We start from the raw sequence: 15,547 nt of genomic DNA, 5'->3' as shown, positions 1-15,547 counted from the left end.
AGGCCGCGTCACTTTGACAGAGCAACGCCTCAGCGCATCCGATTTCCCTGTCCGTCGAAGTAGCGACGTCTTTCGGGCGCGCAGCGCAGGTGAAGCATATCGCCGCGCTGGATGTCCGGACCCTCGCGATATTCGGCGATCAGGCTCTGGCCGTCTTCCGTCTGGCAATAAAGATAGCGTGTGCCACCGAGATATTCGTCGAAATCGACCTTTACCCGCACCGTATCATCACCATCCGATACGACGACCAGATGCTCCGGACGCATCCCCAGCATCAGCTTTTCGCCGGACGCGAGGCTGGCCTGCGGTAGATCGGTCTTGATCGCGCCACCCGCTATTTTTGCAAGGCCATTGGAGCCCCATTCGGCTGCGATCATGTTCATGCGTGGCGAACCGATGAAGCCGGCGACAAAGATGTTGGCCGGGTCTTCATAGACCTCGCGCGGGCTGCCGACCTGCTCGATCTTGCCGTCCTTGAGCACGACGATCTTATCGGCAAGCGTCATCGCCTCCGTCTGATCGTGGGTCACATAGATCATTGTATTGCCGAGCTCCCGATGCAGCCGGGCGATTTCGATGCGCATGGAGACGCGCAGCTCCGCGTCGAGGTTGGACAGTGGCTCATCGAACAGGAAGACATCCGGCTTGCGCACGATCGCCCGGCCGATGGCGACGCGCTGGCGCTGGCCACCGGAAAGCTGGCCCGGCCGGCGCTCCAGTAGATGGTCGATCTTGAGGATCGCCGAGGCGGCACCAACGCGCGCCTCGATCTCTGCAGTCTCGGTTCTGGCCATTTTCAGCCCGAAGCCGAGATTGTCGCGTACGCTCATATGCGGATAGAGCGCGTAGGACTGGAAGACCATGGCTATACCGCGCTCAGACGGGTCGAGATCGGTGACATCCCGGCCCTTGATGGCGATCTCGCCATCCGTCACTTCCTCCAGCCCGGCGATCATCCTGAGCAAGGTCGATTTGCCGCAGCCGGAAGGACCGACAAAGACGACGAATTGACCTTCTTCGACCTCAAGATCGATGCCGTGAATGACCTCTAGCCCGCCGTAATTTTTGCGGACCCCAGTCAGCTTCATGCTGTTCTTGCCCATATCAGGCTCCGCGTTGCAGCTGATCGGCGCGGAGCCAGACCAGCATCTCGCCCGGTTCGCGGTTGTCCCAGAGATGGTAGGGGACGAAACGCGCAGTGGTAGAGCGGCTTTGCGGCGGCGCTGTCCGGTAGAGATCCGTTCCCCAGTCAGCCTCGTCGCGCTTTACCGGAATGTCGAGTGCGACAGCGCCCTCGAGTGCGGCAATCTCCGTCGTCTGCGCCGACGCTGGATCGCCGGCAAGCGAGATGCCGTTGAGATCGGCACCATTGTCGGTGGTCTCGACGCAGTAGACCAGTGGTCCGCGCATGAGAGCTGCGCGGCCTGCATCCTGGCGCACCTTGGGATTGGCAAACAGGGTGCGCGGGATCAGCGGAATGTTGAGGTCGACCGTGTCGCCGGCCTGCCAGTCGCGCTCGATGCGCGCATAGCCGTCGACGGTGATGGCGGAGAGGTCTACGGGTGCCCCATTGACGGCAAGCGTCGCGCCATTGGCCCACTCCGGTATGCGCAGCGATAGGGCAAAATGGGCATTGCGGTCGGGCTTGACCTCGAAACGAATAGCGCCGTCCCAGGGGTAGCGCGTCTCCTGAGCGAGCTCGACCGTCACGCCGCTTGCAAGCGGAACGCGGGCCTTGCTTTCCCCGTAGAGATGAACGGCGATTTCATTATCTGCCGCGGCATACATGTAAGAGCCGATCGAGGCGAGCAGGCGGGCGATGTTCGGTGGGCAGCAGGGGCAATGATGCCAGGTCCAGCGATGATGCTTGCCGGCGCTTTCCAGCGGGTTTTCGTAGAAGAAGGTCTTGCCGTCGAGCGACAGTCCGGCCATCGCGCCGTTATAGAGCGCCTGTTCCATGATGTCGGCATAGCGCCGGTTCGGCCCGCGGCCGAGCATGCGGTTCGCCCAGAAGACCAGGCCGACGGAGGCGCAGGTTTCGGCATAGGCGCTTTCGTTCGGCAGGTCGTAATAGTCGGTGAAACCTTCATTGGATGCGGCCGGCCCGATGCCGCCGGTGACATACATCTGCTTTGTCGTCAGGTCGTCCCATAGTGTTTCCAGCGCCGAGGTCAGGCTGTCGTCGTTATATTCGGTCGCGATATCCGCCATACCGGAATAGAGATACATGGCGCGCACGGCATGGCCGACAACCTTTGTCTGCTCGCGCACCGGCTGATGCGCCTGATTGTATTCATAGGTCTTCTGCACAAATTTCGCGGGGTCGCGGCCATCGCGTAGCGCCTCGTCGGTGAAGAAATGCGGCTCCTGGCCGCGCTCGTCGACGAAGTATTTGGCAAGGTTGAGATATTTCTTCTCGCCCGTCACACGGGCAAGCTTGACCAGCGCCAGCTCCACTTCTTCATGGCCGCAATAGCCACGTAGCTGGCCCTCGCCATTGCCGAAAACGGTGATCATGTAATCGGCGAAACGGCTCATGATATCGAGCAGTTCGCGTTTTCCCGTCGCCTGGTAATAGGCGACGGCGGCCTCGATCAGATGGCCGGCGCAATAGAGCTCGTGATGATCGCGAAGATTGGTCCAGCGGCGGCCCGGCTGGACGCGCTGGAACCAGGCGTTCAGATAGCCGTCCTTGTCCTGCATCTTGCCATACATGTCGATGATGGCGTCGGCGCGAGCCTCAAGCTCCGGGTTCGGGCGGCGGTAGAGCGAATAGGCGATGGTCTCGATGGACTTGCCGAGGTCACTGTCCCAGAACATCTGCGTCGAGCCCGACCATGTCTGCAGCGGAATGACGATGCCGGGGCTCGGCTGTTCGACGTCGATCGCCTGGATCATACCGGCCTCGACACAGCGATCGAGCAGGGTTGCAGCCGTCGAATTGCAGATTGCGTCCTGACGGGCACCGAAAAGGCCATGCAGTTCGACGTTGGGAACGGGCAGGGGACGGAATTGGCGATTTTGCTTGTTTGACATAGCGTTAACCCGTTTCGTTAGAGTATTTATTTCACCGCGCCGGCCATCAGGCCGCGCATGTAGTAGCGTTGCAGAAGCAGGAAGACGATGACGCAGGGGATGGTCATGACGGCGATTCCGGCCTGGACCGCACCCCAATTGACGGCGCCGAGCCGCCCGGTCCGGACAGCGATCATCAGCACCGGCAGGGTGAATTTCTCGCTGCTGGAAAGCAGGATTAGCGCGGCCAGGAATTCGTTCCAGGCGTTGAGAAAAGCGAAGATCGCAACGGTTGCCACGCCGGGGAGCACCAGAGGCAGTAGCACGCGGAAGAGCAGTTTCAGGTCCCGTGCACCGTCGATGCGGGCGGCCTCCTCGATTTCCTTCGGTACCGCATCGAAGGCGTTGCGCATCATGAAGACCGAGAAGGGCAGTTGCAGGGTGACATAGACAAGCGTCAGCCCGATGAGCGAATTGTTGAGCCCGAGCTTCGCCAGCATGATGAAAAGCGGTGTCAGGATCGACTGGAACGGGATCATCAGCGTCGCGATGATCAGGACAAAGAAGACGTTCTTGAACGGAAACTTGTAGCGGGAGAAGCCGTAGCCGGCGAGCAGGCTGACCATGACCGTCAGGATCACCGTCGCCACCGAGACCAAGAGCGAGTTCAGCGTGTGCTGCAACACGCCGGCGCCGAAGCCATCGAGCGAACGATAGGCGTCGAGGCTGAAGCCGGTGGTTGGCCACGGCGGCAATGGCGGCAGGCTCGCCTCCGTGCCGTGCCGGAATGACGACAGTAGCGCGATTGCGAAGGGTGCAAAGAAGACGATGACGATGATGAAGCCGACGCTGTGATAGCTGATGCCACCCCATAATTTCCGCCGTGCACGACGTTCTTTTGCCGAGCTCATGGACGGTCCTCCCCGATGCGCAGCAGCCAGAGCTGGACGATGCTGATCAGCACGAGAATGACGAGGAGAACGATCGACAGTGCCGCCCCATAGCCGAGATTGAAGGACACGAAGGACTGATTGAAGATGTAATAAACCACCGAGATCATCCGGTTCTGCGGTCCGCCGCTGGTCATGATGTAGAACTGGTCGAAGGCGAGCACCGAGCCGGTAACAGAGATGATCAAGGCAAGCGCGATGGTCTTACGCATCAGCGGCAGGGTCAGGAAGCGAAAGCGCTGCCAGCGCCTGGCGCCATCGATGCGGGCGGCCTCCGTCAGCTCGGAAGGGATTGCCTGCAGGCCGGTCAGCAGGATGATCATGGTGAAGCCGGCGATCTTCCAGACCACCATGACGACGATGGTGGCAAAGGCCATGTCGAAATCTGCTAGCAAGTTCGGCTTCTTGTCGACAAGGCCGAGGGCTTGAGCTGCCGGAGAGAAGAAGCCGCTGTCGACATTGGCGAGCCAGACCCAGAGCAGCGAAGCGGTCGCCAGACCGACCACGACGGGCAGAAAGATGATGGTGCGATAGAAGCCAACGAAAGGCCGCTGTTTTTCGACGTAGAGTGCTAGCGGGAAGGCGACGGCGAATATGGCGATGGTGACGATCACCGTGTAATAGGCGGTGAAACGCAAGGCCGCCATGAAGCGGATATCCGATAGCATCCTGGTGTAGTTGTTGAAGCCGATCCAGCGCGGATTGCCGAGCAATGGCCAGTTATGCAGGCTCATCCAGCCAGTGAAGAGAACGGGTACGACGAAGAAGACGATGACGAGCGCCATGGCCGGCGCGATGTAGAGAAATCCGTGCCAGCTGGCACGTCGCCGCCGTGTGCGATGCCGCACTGCTCCAATAGCTCCAGGGCTCGCCATGGAATGCTCCTGATGTTCCGATGGGAAGGACCGGGAGGCCTTAAGCCTCCCGGTGGGTCGAGCGCTTTTGTTACTGGGCGTTGTCGATGATCGACTGCATTTCCGACTGGGCATTGGAGAAGGCTGTGTCGACATCGTTGCCGAAGATCGCGGCGTTGGTGAAGCCGGCCCATGGCCCGTTGGCGCTGTTGATCAGATCGTTGAACTGCAGCGTATAGGGCGTCTTGGCAACGGAGATGGCTTTCAGGCCCACCTGCATGCGCGGATCAAGGCCCTGCAGCACCTGGTCGGCAATATCGCCGCGCGTCGGCAGGCTGCCATATTTCGCCATGATCTTCTGGCCTTCCAGCGAATAGGTGTATTCGAGGAATTTCTTCACCGCATCGAGTTTCTTCGTGCCCTTGGAGATGACGAAATTATCGCCGCCGGCAAAGGAGGATGGGGTTCCGTCCACGCCGGGGATCAGGGTGACGCCGAAATGGATATCGGGATATTGCGTGATCAGCGTGCCGATCGAGAAGGCGCCGATCGTTTGCTGGCCGATCCTGCCGTTGCTGATGCTGAGGAAATTGGCGCCGGTATCGCTGGCAGCACCTGCGGGAACCAGATCCTTCTTGACCATGCTGCGATAGATATCGACCGCCTTGCGCATCTGAGGCGTATCCAGCGTCGCCTTCTTACCATCAGCCGAAAGAATATCGGCACCTGCACCCCAAACAAGCGGTGTGAAGGTGAAGATCATGCAGCCGCCGCAGCCGCCGCCGGAGAAGTAAAAGCCGTAGGTGTCGCCGCCAAGCGCACGAATCTTTTCGGCATTCTGCTCGATTTCATCCCAGGTCGTCGGGGCCTTTTCCGGATCGAGACCGGCCTTCTTGTAGAGATCCTTGTTCCAGGCAAAGACCGAGGTCTCTACGGAAAGCGGCAGGCCGTAAACATGGCCGTCATAGGTGCCAAGCTTCACATGCGAGGGCGAGAGCGAGTTGAAATAGGGTAGGGCCTTGGCCCAGTCGGTTAGATCTTCGAGCTGGCCCGCCGCGGCAAAGGCCGGCGTATAGATCAGGTCCATCGACAACGCATCGGGGGCCTGACCGCCGGCGATTGCGGTCGCGTATTTCTGCACGAGTTCGGAGAAGGGCACCTCGGTGAGGGTAACCTTGTCGTCGTGGCCCGCATTATACGCCTCGACGACCTTCTTGAAGGAATCGCCGATGCCGGAACGCACCCACATCGAGATATTTTCGGCGGCAGACGCACTTGTCATCAAGCATAAGGATATGAGGCCTGTCGCGGCCAGAAGTCGCTTCATCATGTTTCTCTCCTCCCATGGGCGTTTCTCCCGCCCTTTTTCCTCAACCAGTCAATTCTCGAGGTTTCCCCCTCACGACTGCCGCACGATCAATTCGCACGGCAATGTCCTGATCCCCGGTTCGACGGCGCGTCCCTCCGCCAGCGCCAGAACCGTTAGCCCGGCTTCCCGCCCGAGCGCCTTGAGATTCATATCCACCGTGGTCAGCGGAGGCCGGGTTTGGGCGGCGACAATCTCCCAATTGTCGAAACCGACCACGGACACATCCTCCGGCACACGAACGCTACGCTCACGCAGCGCATCCACGACCGCTCGCGCGATCTGGTCGTTGCCACAGAAGATGCCGTCCGGCTTTGGTCCGGACGCGCTCCACAGCCTAGCAACGGCCTCGTGCCCCCAGGCTTCGGACCATTCGCCGTACATCACCGGCAATGCGTCGCCGGCGAGATCGCGATAGGCCCTGGCGCGCTCGCGCACCGAGACGAAACTGTCCGGGCCAGTGATATGGGCGATCCGTCGGCGGCCAAGGCCTATCAGCCATTCGACGGCAAGCGTTGCACCTTGAAAATCGTCAGCGCAGAAGGTGACACTGTCGGACGTCCCCTCGGTAAAGGCATAGACGACCGGCACGGACAGGTTGGACAGATCCACCGGCAGCCGGCGGTCGATCCTCTTTCCCGAGGCGATGATGCCGTCGACCTGTTTGTCGAGCATGGCGTCCACATGAACCTTTCCGAGAACGGGATCATCCTCGATCGTGCAGAGAAACACCGAGACACCGTGATCCACGAGCGCTTCCGTAATGCCTGCCATCACCGGGAGGGTAAAACGGCCATAGGTATCGTTGGTCAGAAGACCGATGGTGAAGCTGCGATTGCTGAGCAGACCTTTGGCCAAGGCATTTGGCCGAAAACCGATTTCAGTCGCGACCCGCTTGACCCGCTCACGGGTCTCGTCGCCCATTCGACCTGTATTGTTCAACGCCTTCGATGCCGTCGAAATACTCACACCCGCAGCGGCGGCAACATCGTGAATCGTCGTCCGCCCACTTCTGACACGCTGATTTTCCAGATGTCCTCTCCCGAATTATTTGCAGTGAGAAAAGCTTTTCTCATATCGAGAGTCAAGATGAGAAAAGCTTTTCTCAAGATTTTTTGATTGTGCACCCCACATGCGAAAAAGCATCCAGGGATGATCCCATCGAGGGGGCATTCCGGATTAGCAAGGGTCACGATCAGCGCCGTCACGAGCCTCACGCGGGCCTAGACCCGTACGACCAAGGCACGCATGCGCTACGTTTCAGCAGCCCGATGCCTTTATTACACTGCGGCCGCGTGAGGAGCGGCGGTGTGCGAATTGACCATGGCAATGGCAAGCTCGCGCAGGTTGACCAATCCCAAGGGATCTCCTTCAGGCGAGGTCACCACGACATCACCGTCCGGAGCCAACGCCAGCAATCGCATGGCCTCTTCAACCGTTGACCCCGCAGCAATTCTGGCTCCCGCCGAAGCCATACCGGCTCGCAAAGGTCTCATAACGGCTTCGACATGGACAACCCGACCGCGATTGACCTCCTTGACGAAGTTGGCGACGTATTCGTCGGCCGGCCTCAGGACGATATCCTGGCTGGTGCCTTGCTGGATGATTTCTCCATCGCGCAGGATGGCGATCTGGTCGCCCAGGCGAAGCGCTTCGTCGAGATCGTGGGTAATGAAGACGATGGTTTTCTTGATCTCCTTCTGGATGTCGAGAAGAACCGTCTGCATGTCCATGCGGATCAGCGGATCGAGTGCCGAAAAAGCCTCGTCCATCAGCAGCACCGGGGCGTCGTTGGAAAGGGCGCGCGCCAGGCCGACACGCTGCTGCATGCCGCCGGAAAGCTGGTTGGGATATTTCTGCTCGAAGCCCCTCAATCCAACCCGCTCCAGCCATCGCATGGCGACGTCGCGGGCCTTCGACCGGTCGACACCCTGGACTTCGAGGCCGAACATCGTGTTGTCGAGGACGTTGCGATGCGGCAGCAACGCAAACTTCTGGAAGACCATCGCGGTCTGATGGCGGCGAAAGGTGCGCAGTTCGGCTTCGTTCATCTTGACGACATCCACACCGTCAACCAGCACCTCGCCGGCGGTCGGGTCGATCAGCCGGTTGATGTGCCGGATGAGGGTCGACTTTCCCGAACCGGAAAGACCCATAATGACCTGGATGCAGCCCGACGAGATCTCGATATTGATGTCTCTCAAACCCAGCACATGTCCATGCTTTTCGTTCAGTTCGGCTTTCGTCAGCCCTTTCTGAACGGCGTCGACGTGAGCCAAAGGATTCGGACCGAAAATCTTGTACAGGTGGCGGATCTTGATCCCGCCGAAATGTTGATCAGCCATGGACGATCTCCCGATGCTTCTGGAGCCTTTTGCCATAGGCCTGGCTGACCCGGTCGAAGATGACGGCGATGCCGACGATGGCAAGGCCGTTGAACATTCCCAATGTAAAATACTGGTTGGCGATCGCCTTCAGGACAGGCTGGCCGAGGCCCTGCACACCGATCATTGAGGCGACAACGACCATGGCAAGGGCCATCATGATGGTCTGGTTGATGCCAGCCATGATCGTGGGCAAGGCGAGCGGAAGCTGGACCTTGAAGAGCTTTTGTGCGTTCGAGGTTCCAAAGGCGTCGGCAGCCTCCAGCACGTCCTTGTCGACGAGACGGATGCCGAGGTCGGTCAATCTGATCATGGGTGGGATGGCGTAGATGACGACGGCGATCAGGCCGGGCACCTTGCCAATCCCGAGCAGCATGACGACCGGGATCAGGTAGACGAAGCTCGGCATGGTCTGCATCACGTCGAGGATAGGATTGATGATCCTTTGAACCGTGTTGGAACGCGCCATCAGGATGCCGATCGGAATGCCGATGGCGATTGACAGGATGGTGCAGACGAAGATCATCGAGACCGTCCGCATGGTGTCGTCCCACATGTCGAAATAGCCGATCAGCAGCAGAATGACGAGACAGCCGAAAACGATCTTCAGGCTGCGGGTCGCAAACCAGGCGATCACGAGAATGATCAGAGTAATGATTGGCCACGGCGTCTGCGTCATGAAGCGATCGGCGGCAATCAGAAAGCGTTGCAGTGGCGAAAACAGGCCTTCAATCGTGTCGCCATAGGCGCGCGTAAAGCCGCGAAAGCCGTCGTCTATCGCCTTCTTCAGGTTCCGCAGGGCGTCATCGTCCATGTGCGGAAATTTATAAAACCATTCCATTCGGTTCCCCTTCTTTATGCAAGAAGCCGTGGCTCAAGTCTTTTTGATTTTGTCGGCTGTTGAGAGGCGGCGCGCTTTCGCGCACCGCAGGATAGAAGTTTAGAGAGCAGCTTCGATTTTCTTGGCTGCGTCCGGAGAAACCCACTTCGTCCAGACGTCCTTGTTTTCCTTGAGGAAGTGCTTCGCACCGTCTTCGCCGCTTGCCTGATTGTCGGTCATCCAGGCCATCAGCTTGTTGACGGTCTCGTTGCTCCAGGAACGCTTCGCGAGGTAGTCCATGACTTCGGGGCCGGCCTTTTCAGAAAAAGGCTTGGCCGTGAGAGTGACGATCTTGTCGATCGGCCATGCATTCGGCTTCGGGTCTGGACAATCCGCAACCGTGTTGCAGCGCTTCCACTCCGCGGCGTCAGCAGGAACGCCGGCTTCCAGCTTCACCATCGGATACTTGCCGAGCAAAGCGGTGGGCGCCCAGTAGTACCCCACCCATGCCTTCTTGCTTTCGTAAGCCTTGGCAATGGAGCCATCGAGGCCGGCTGCCGACCCTGTGTCCACCAGCGTGAAGCCGGCTTTCTCCGCCCCGAAAGCCTTGTAGAGCTGCGAGGTGACGACGGTACCGCCCCAACCCTGCGGACCGTTGTAGATTGCTCCCTTTGACGGATCTTCGGGGTCCGGGAAGAGGTCCGGATGCTTCAGGAGGTCGGGGATGGTCTTGATATCAGGATGGGCATCGGCAAAATACTTCGGAATCCACCAGCCCTGATTGCCGCCATCTGGAAGCGGGGAGCCGACCGCGACGATTTTGCCCTCTTCCGTTCCCTTCTTAACGACATCGGGAAGCAGATCGACCCATGCTTCCGGCGCGATGTCCGGCTGGCCCTTTTCCGCCATGGAGGTGATTGTCGGGACGGTGTCGCCGACGGTGATTTCCGCCTGGCAGCCGTAGCCTTCGTTCAGGATGATCTTGTCGAGATTGGAAAGGACCTCGGCGCTCTGCCAATTCATGCTGGCGATGGTGACGCTGCCGCATTCGGCGGCATTGGCAAAGGAGGCGCCTGCGAGCAGGCCAAACATCAAGCATGTGGACGCAAGTAATTTTTTCATTCTCGTTCCCTTTATTGTGCGGCCTTCAGAACTGAGTGAGGCGCCGCAGAACACCCACTCAACGGTTGTCAGGAAGCGTCTCCCATACTTACCGATTTCTTGAATGCGGCCGATAGCCCGTTCGCGACGGAAGCGTCGAATCCTGCGGCACGCATGCCTTCAATCGCCGCCGCGGTGGTGCCACGGTAGTCAAGAAAGGCTTTAACAATGTCGTCGGGACAGCCGCCACCGCCAATAATGCCAATTCTCAAGGAGCCATTCATATCCGCGTCCCTCTTACTCAGGCTTGTAGCCGTGCCGGGAAAAGAAGCGATCGAGCTCCCTCTGCTGCGGCACCTGACCGGTGTAGATCGTGATGTATTCGGGAATTCGCTTCATGCGGACGGCCAGGTTCTCCTGCGACTGCATGGAGATATAGCCAATCTGCACCAGATAGGTTGTTCGCGCCCTCACGTCGGCGTTGATCTCGGAATTGCCGAAGCGGATGAACATGCGCTTCAGGGCTTCAAGGCGTGTCTGGTCGGCCTCTCGTACCTGTTCGAGGATGTCGTCGGATTGCAGCGCCCAGCTGCGGACCGCAAATTCGAACTTTGAATCGAACAATTCGTTGTTGAGCCAGCAATCGAAGACATTGAGCATCGCCTCGGCCAGCGATTCCGCATAAGCCTCCGTCTGCTTGACGATGCCGCCGGTATTCTTGTCGCGCCACCGCGTGACGAGCGCGGCCAATAATTCCTCACGGTCCTTGAAGAACCAGTAGAAGCTTGTCCGCGATAGGTTGAGCTTTTTCGCCAGCGGGAGGATTTTCACCGAATCCACGCCGGAATCGAGCAGTGAGTGGTAGGCGGCCTCGAGCCACCCTTCCTGCGATCCTCGCCAACCGGTGTCGTTCAAAGTCTGATCCATAGGCACTTCGTACCAAATTGTCAGCGGTCGCACAATGCGAATGTACAGAAGTGTCGACAAGAATGACTTGTCTGTTTTCATTGTTGACACATGTGTACATTACTCTTAGCGTCGGCTCCGGCGTTTTTTTATTCCGGAGCATGGCCATGTCGAACGATCCCCTCCTTCAGCCCTATAAACTCAAGCATCTGACCCTGCGGAACCGCATTATCGTGACCTCCCACGAGCCGGCCTATCCGGAGGACGGCATGCCGAAGGGGCGCTATCGTGCTTACACCGTCGAGCGGGCAAAGGGCGGCGTGGCGCTGACCATGACGGCGGGATCGGCCGCGGTCTCGCGGGACAGTCCCCCGGTCTTCAACAACCTGCTCGCCTACAAGGACGAGATCGTTCCCTGGGTCAGGGAAATGACCGATGCCGTGCACGAACAGGGGGCCGCGATCATGATCCAGCTCACCCATCTTGGCAGACGCACGCGCTGGGACAAGGGCGACTGGCTCCCTGTTTTGACGCCGTCCCATCATCGCGAGGCCGCGCACCGCGCTTTCCCGAAGAAGATCGAGGATTGGGACATCGAACGCATCATCAACGACTTTGCCGATGCGGCCGAGCGGATGAAGGCGGGCGGCATGGACGGTGTGGAACTGGAAGCCTATGGCCACCTGATCGATCAGTTCATGTCTCCGCTCACCAACGAGCTCGACGGTCCCTATGGCGGCTCGCTCGAAAACCGTATGCGCTTCTGTCTCGACGTATTCTCAGCGATGCGAAAACGGGTAGGGGACGATTTCATTCTCGGCGTTCGCTACACCGCCGACGAATCTCTCCCCGGCGGAACGAACAAGGCCGAAGGCATCGAAATCTCGAAGCGCCTGAAGGAAAGCGGTCTGATCGACTACCTGAACGTCATTCGCGGCCATATCGATACGGACCCCGGCCTGACCGATGTCATCCCGATCCAGGGCATGGCCAGCGCTCCGCATCTCGATTTTGCCGGTGAAATCCGCGCGGCGACGAATTTCCCGACCTTCCATGCCGCCAAGATCCAGGATGTGGCAACGGCCCGCCATGCCATCGCGGCTGGCAAGGTCGACATGGTCGGCATGACCCGCGCCCATATGACGGACCCCCATATCGTCCGCAAGATCATCGAGAAGCGGGAAGACGATATTCGCCCCTGTGTCGGCGCCAACTACTGTCTCGACCGCATCTACCAAGGCGGTCTGGCATTCTGCATTCACAATGCGGCGACGGGCCGGGAAGAAACCATGCCGCATGTCGTTGCCGAGGCCGAAGTTCGCAAGAAGGTCGTCATCGTCGGTGCCGGTCCGGCCGGTCTGGAAGCCGCGCGCGTTGCCGCGGAGCGTGGCCATGCGGTCGTGGTGTTCGAGGCCGCCAACAACGCTGGTGGGCAGATCCGGCTGACGGCGCAGAGCGAGCGCCGACGTGAAATGATCAGCATCATCGACTGGCGGATGAGTCAATGCGAGAAGCATGGCGTCGTCTTTCGCTTCAACACTTGGGCGGACGCCGAAACCATCACGGCCGAAAATGCCGACGTCGTCATTGTCGCCACCGGCGGCATGCCGCATACCGAGGTTCTGTCGAAGGGCAACGAATTCGTCGTTTCTTCCTGGGATATCATCTCGGGCGACGTGAAGCCGGGCAGCAATGTCCTGGTCTTCGACGACGCCGGCGATCACGCCGGCCTTCAGGCCGCGGAATTCCTCGCCAAGGCCGGCGCCAAGGTCGAGATCATGACGCCGGACCGCTCCTTTGCCCCGGAAGTCATGGCGATGAATCTGGTGCCGTACATGCGTTCCTTGCAGAAGCAGGATGTGACCTTCACCGTCACGTATCGGCTGGAAGCGGTCGAGAAGAGCGGCAACCAGCTGGTGGCTCATGTCGGCAGTGACTATGGCGGGGTTTCCAAGCAGCGCAGCTTCGACCAGATCGTCATCAATCACGGGACTATCCCGCTGGATGAGCTCTATTTCGAGCTGAAGCCGCTTTCGAGCAACCTTGGCGAAATCTCGCACGACCAGCTTCTCAACGGCCAGCCTCAGTCCGTGGTCCGTAATGGCGATGGAAAGTTCCAGCTGTTCCGCATCGGCGATGCCGTCGCCGCGCGAAACACGCACGCCGCCATCTACGACGGACTGCGTATCGCAAAAGACATCTGATGATGCGGGAGGGCCGGTTCGTCGGTCCAAGTTTCCGGAGGCAATGACATGACCGAACGTAGCGAAACCCTGCAATTTTTCGTGGATGCGGCATTTGTGGCGTTCGACCAGTTTGCCAAGACACCGGAAGCCCGCCGTTCCATCCGCCAGATCTTTACAGTGCTTGAGCACCCAGGCCCCGGACGAGACGGGCCTGGGTGCCACCTTTCGGTCTGTAAGAACCTTGACGAGGCACTCGCCATCGATACGTCAGAGCCATCGCTTCAGCGGTTGGTCGAAGGTTTCAAGGGGATCGAGCCGAACCTCGAATGGCGCCAGCGAACCAAGTGCGATGGCACGGAGAGTGCAAATTTTGCCGATGGCCATGCCAACGCAATGATCATCGGCCCCGGCGGACTGGAGGAGCGAAGCGACCTGTGGATTGGCGTCACCTTGATGCTGCCCCATGTGCGTTATCCCGATCATGATCACGCGCCAGAGGAGGTCTACCTTGTCATGTCCAAGGGGGAATTCCAGCAGGGGGAAGGGGATTGGTTTTCTCCCGGCATCGGCGGGTCGTTTTACAATACACCCGGTGTCAAACACACCATGAGATCGGTCGACACACCGCTCTTCGCGTTCTGGGTGCTATTGGCCGAGAGATCGCACTGACGGCTGCTCCCGATCTGCTGGAAGGGCAGGAGGCCGACGCTACCCCCGCCGACAAGGTCTAGACAGCAACGACTTACACAACCGTGTCGAACGATAGCCGCCCGCTCAACGATGGCTATTCCGGCTAAAAAAAGCTGGTCGCGGATGCAGCGGCACGATCGGACTTGTCGGTGTCGGAAGGCCCATTGTTTTCATCGCGAGGATATAATCGAGATCAGGAATGATCGCGCCGGGTCCCTGAAATTCGATGATTTGTAGCGTCTGGGAATAGGTCTTGGTACGCGTCGCATCAACAAAAGTCGGGCAACCTCAGCCGGCGACATCCAGTTGCGGATGCTGTGCTCGCCATAGCGCTGATTCCTTTCTGATAACCGCACCAGTTTCGACCTGCAAATCATCAAATATGAGTCAGTCTGATGGGATATTCGGCTTGAGCCCTATATCTGGCAGCGGCGACTGCGGTGCTGCACTTCGAGCTGATGATAGAACGTGGTCTGTATGAGTCGCGGCTTGTTGTGCTGGGTGATCGTGACGGGATAACGAAGAGCCTCAGCGATAATGTCCCCAGATTTGCGCGAAAGATCGCTCGTCGTATAGGAGCCAGTCTGGTGTGCCATAGCCTCGCTTTCCCGTACAACGAACTAGCGCGCTAGCGTCTATTTTGTAACATCATTGAGAGTTATGGCGCGACATCGCTTAGCGCTTGCATGAGCTCTAGCCTATTATCCAGCCATGCGTTTCGCGATTGGGAGAATAGCAAAGTATCCCGCAAGCGCCCTTTCGTCTGAAAATCGGAGATTATCTCTCTTTCCAGAACAAACCCCATCTTCTCCGCAAAGCGGACCGATCGAGCATTGAGTTTATCGCACCTCCAATGGCAAATCGTTTTTCCAAGCGTAAAAAAAATATGATCAGCGAGTCCGCCCACAGCCGCAATGGATGCACCGGATCCGTGGACATCAGGTGAGAAAAGAACATAAGCAATCTCAGCCGAGTTGGTGTCTGGTGTAACCCTAATAACCAGCAACTTTCCGACCAGAGATTTTTTCGATACGTCTTCGACCACAAATGGCAACACGTCGGATCTATGCTGGAATGTCTTGATATGTTCCTCATATTGATCGAGAGATGGAAACGGCCCGTCCCTCAGGTAATTCCAAACAAAGTCGGCACCTTCTCCGTGAAAGAGGGGATAGAGCCGAGCTGCGTGCTGCATTGCGTCTAGCGGAACAAGCAGAAAGCGACCGGGCCAATTTTTGGATCTGCTTTGCAAGGCATGCTCCCGGCAGTAGGCGG

General features: G+C 58.8%; 14 protein-coding genes and 2 pseudogenes. 2 read left to right on the top strand and 14 right to left on the bottom strand.

Going from position 1 to position 15,547, the window contains the following annotated elements; all coding sequences use genetic code 11:
• Window positions 1–29 precede the first annotated feature (29 nt).
• The 12 genes and pseudogenes from EX00_RS12310 to EX00_RS12260 all read right to left on the bottom strand — a co-directional run bounded on the left by EX00_RS12310 (window position 30) and on the right by EX00_RS12260 (window position 11,417).
• Complete coding sequence (locus tag EX00_RS12310) at window positions 30–1,103, bottom strand: ABC transporter ATP-binding protein (RefSeq protein ID WP_047457900.1); 1,074 nt, start codon at window positions 1,101–1,103, stop codon at window positions 30–32.
• 1 nt (window position 1,104) lies between these two features.
• On the bottom strand, window positions 1,105–3,036 hold the full coding sequence (locus EX00_RS12305; RefSeq protein ID WP_047457897.1) for a glycoside hydrolase family 127 protein: 1,932 nt from the start codon (window positions 3,034–3,036) through the stop codon (window positions 1,105–1,107).
• Window positions 3,037–3,062: 26 nt separating this feature from the next.
• On the bottom strand, window positions 3,063–3,926 hold the full coding sequence (locus EX00_RS12300) for a carbohydrate ABC transporter permease (protein ID WP_047457894.1): 864 nt from the start codon (window positions 3,924–3,926) through the stop codon (window positions 3,063–3,065).
• Entirely contained in the window at window positions 3,923–4,840 is a 918-nt protein-coding gene (locus tag EX00_RS12295; protein ID WP_047457891.1) for a carbohydrate ABC transporter permease, read from the bottom strand. Before EX00_RS12295 ends, EX00_RS12300 begins: the two co-directional genes overlap by 4 nt.
• Before the next feature lie 70 nt (window positions 4,841–4,910).
• Window positions 4,911–6,149 carry an ABC transporter substrate-binding protein gene (locus tag EX00_RS12290; RefSeq protein WP_047457889.1) on the bottom strand — a complete coding sequence of 413 codons (1,239 nt, stop codon included), beginning with the start codon at window positions 6,147–6,149 and terminating at the stop codon, window positions 4,911–4,913.
• Window positions 6,150–6,218: 69 nt separating this feature from the next.
• On the bottom strand, window positions 6,219–7,217 hold the full coding sequence (locus EX00_RS12285) for a LacI family DNA-binding transcriptional regulator (RefSeq protein WP_052210732.1): 999 nt from the start codon (window positions 7,215–7,217) through the stop codon (window positions 6,219–6,221).
• Window positions 7,151–7,393 carry a hypothetical protein gene (locus tag EX00_RS31445; RefSeq protein ID WP_155294054.1) on the bottom strand — a complete coding sequence of 81 codons (243 nt, stop codon included), beginning with the start codon at window positions 7,391–7,393 and terminating at the stop codon, window positions 7,151–7,153. The genes EX00_RS12285 and EX00_RS31445 overlap by 67 nt, the downstream gene beginning before the upstream one ends.
• A gap of 72 nt (window positions 7,394–7,465) precedes the next feature.
• Window positions 7,466–8,530, bottom strand: a complete 1,065-nt coding sequence (locus EX00_RS12280) for a quaternary amine ABC transporter ATP-binding protein (RefSeq protein WP_047457884.1) — start codon at window positions 8,528–8,530, stop codon at window positions 7,466–7,468.
• Window positions 8,523–9,410 carry an ABC transporter permease gene (locus EX00_RS12275; RefSeq protein WP_047457882.1) on the bottom strand — a complete coding sequence of 296 codons (888 nt, stop codon included), beginning with the start codon at window positions 9,408–9,410 and terminating at the stop codon, window positions 8,523–8,525. Before EX00_RS12275 ends, EX00_RS12280 begins: the two co-directional genes overlap by 8 nt.
• Before the next feature lie 99 nt (window positions 9,411–9,509).
• Window positions 9,510–10,511, bottom strand: coding sequence for an ABC transporter substrate-binding protein (locus EX00_RS12270; protein ID WP_047457880.1), 1,002 nt, complete (start codon window positions 10,509–10,511; stop codon window positions 9,510–9,512).
• Window positions 10,512–10,579: 68 nt separating this feature from the next.
• Window positions 10,580–10,708, bottom strand: a pseudogene (locus tag EX00_RS12265) (pyrroline-5-carboxylate reductase); the annotation flags it as partial.
• Between the two features lie 79 nt (window positions 10,709–10,787).
• Window positions 10,788–11,417, bottom strand: a complete 630-nt coding sequence (locus EX00_RS12260; RefSeq protein WP_047457873.1) for a TetR/AcrR family transcriptional regulator — start codon at window positions 11,415–11,417, stop codon at window positions 10,788–10,790.
• A gap of 146 nt (window positions 11,418–11,563) precedes the next feature.
• Between EX00_RS12260 and EX00_RS12255 the strand changes: the two genes are divergently transcribed.
• Window positions 11,564–13,600: an NADH:flavin oxidoreductase gene (locus tag EX00_RS12255; protein WP_047457870.1), complete on the top strand. Its 2,037-nt coding sequence runs from the start codon at window positions 11,564–11,566 to the stop codon at window positions 13,598–13,600.
• A 48-nt stretch (window positions 13,601–13,648) separates the two neighbouring features.
• On the top strand, window positions 13,649–14,251 hold the full coding sequence (locus tag EX00_RS12250) for a dimethylsulfoniopropionate lyase (protein WP_047457868.1): 603 nt from the start codon (window positions 13,649–13,651) through the stop codon (window positions 14,249–14,251).
• Window positions 14,252–14,748: 497 nt separating this feature from the next.
• On the opposite strand, the pseudogene EX00_RS31980 reads toward EX00_RS12250, so the two are convergent.
• Both EX00_RS31980 and EX00_RS12240 read right to left on the bottom strand, forming a co-directional pair.
• Window positions 14,749–14,868, bottom strand: a pseudogene (locus EX00_RS31980) (type II toxin-antitoxin system Phd/YefM family antitoxin); the annotation flags it as partial.
• A 62-nt stretch (window positions 14,869–14,930) separates the two neighbouring features.
• Window positions 14,931–15,524: a GNAT family N-acetyltransferase gene (locus EX00_RS12240; protein WP_155294053.1), complete on the bottom strand. Its 594-nt coding sequence runs from the start codon at window positions 15,522–15,524 to the stop codon at window positions 14,931–14,933.
• Window positions 15,525–15,547: the final 23 nt, after the last annotated feature.

It is taken from the genome of Martinezella rhizogenes (genome assembly GCF_000799715.1).
GTDB classification, from domain to species: Bacteria; Pseudomonadota; Alphaproteobacteria; order Rhizobiales; family Rhizobiaceae; genus Rhizobium; species Rhizobium rhizogenes_C.
This window is presented reverse-complemented; position numbering and strand designations above follow the sequence as displayed.

Coding starts and splice junctions, on each gene's coding strand:
- EX00_RS12275 (WP_047457882.1), bottom strand. CDS start 9,410: ATGGAATGGTTTTATAAATTTCCGCACATGGACGATGACGCCCTGCGG.
- EX00_RS12280 (WP_047457884.1), bottom strand. CDS start 8,530: ATGGCTGATCAACATTTCGGCGGGATCAAGATCCGCCACCTGTACAAG.
- EX00_RS12270 (WP_047457880.1), bottom strand. CDS start 10,511: ATGAAAAAATTACTTGCGTCCACATGCTTGATGTTTGGCCTGCTCGCA.
- EX00_RS12260 (WP_047457873.1), bottom strand. CDS start 11,417: ATGGATCAGACTTTGAACGACACCGGTTGGCGAGGATCGCAGGAAGGG.
- EX00_RS12305 (WP_047457897.1), bottom strand. CDS start 3,036: ATGTCAAACAAGCAAAATCGCCAATTCCGTCCCCTGCCCGTTCCCAAC.
- EX00_RS12310 (WP_047457900.1), bottom strand. CDS start 1,103: ATGGGCAAGAACAGCATGAAGCTGACTGGGGTCCGCAAAAATTACGGC.
- EX00_RS12250 (WP_047457868.1), top strand. CDS start 13,649: ATGACCGAACGTAGCGAAACCCTGCAATTTTTCGTGGATGCGGCATTT.
- EX00_RS12255 (WP_047457870.1), top strand. CDS start 11,564: ATGTCGAACGATCCCCTCCTTCAGCCCTATAAACTCAAGCATCTGACC.
- EX00_RS12290 (WP_047457889.1), bottom strand. CDS start 6,149: ATGATGAAGCGACTTCTGGCCGCGACAGGCCTCATATCCTTATGCTTG.
- EX00_RS12300 (WP_047457894.1), bottom strand. CDS start 3,926: ATGAGCTCGGCAAAAGAACGTCGTGCACGGCGGAAATTATGGGGTGGC.
- EX00_RS12295 (WP_047457891.1), bottom strand. CDS start 4,840: ATGGCGAGCCCTGGAGCTATTGGAGCAGTGCGGCATCGCACACGGCGG.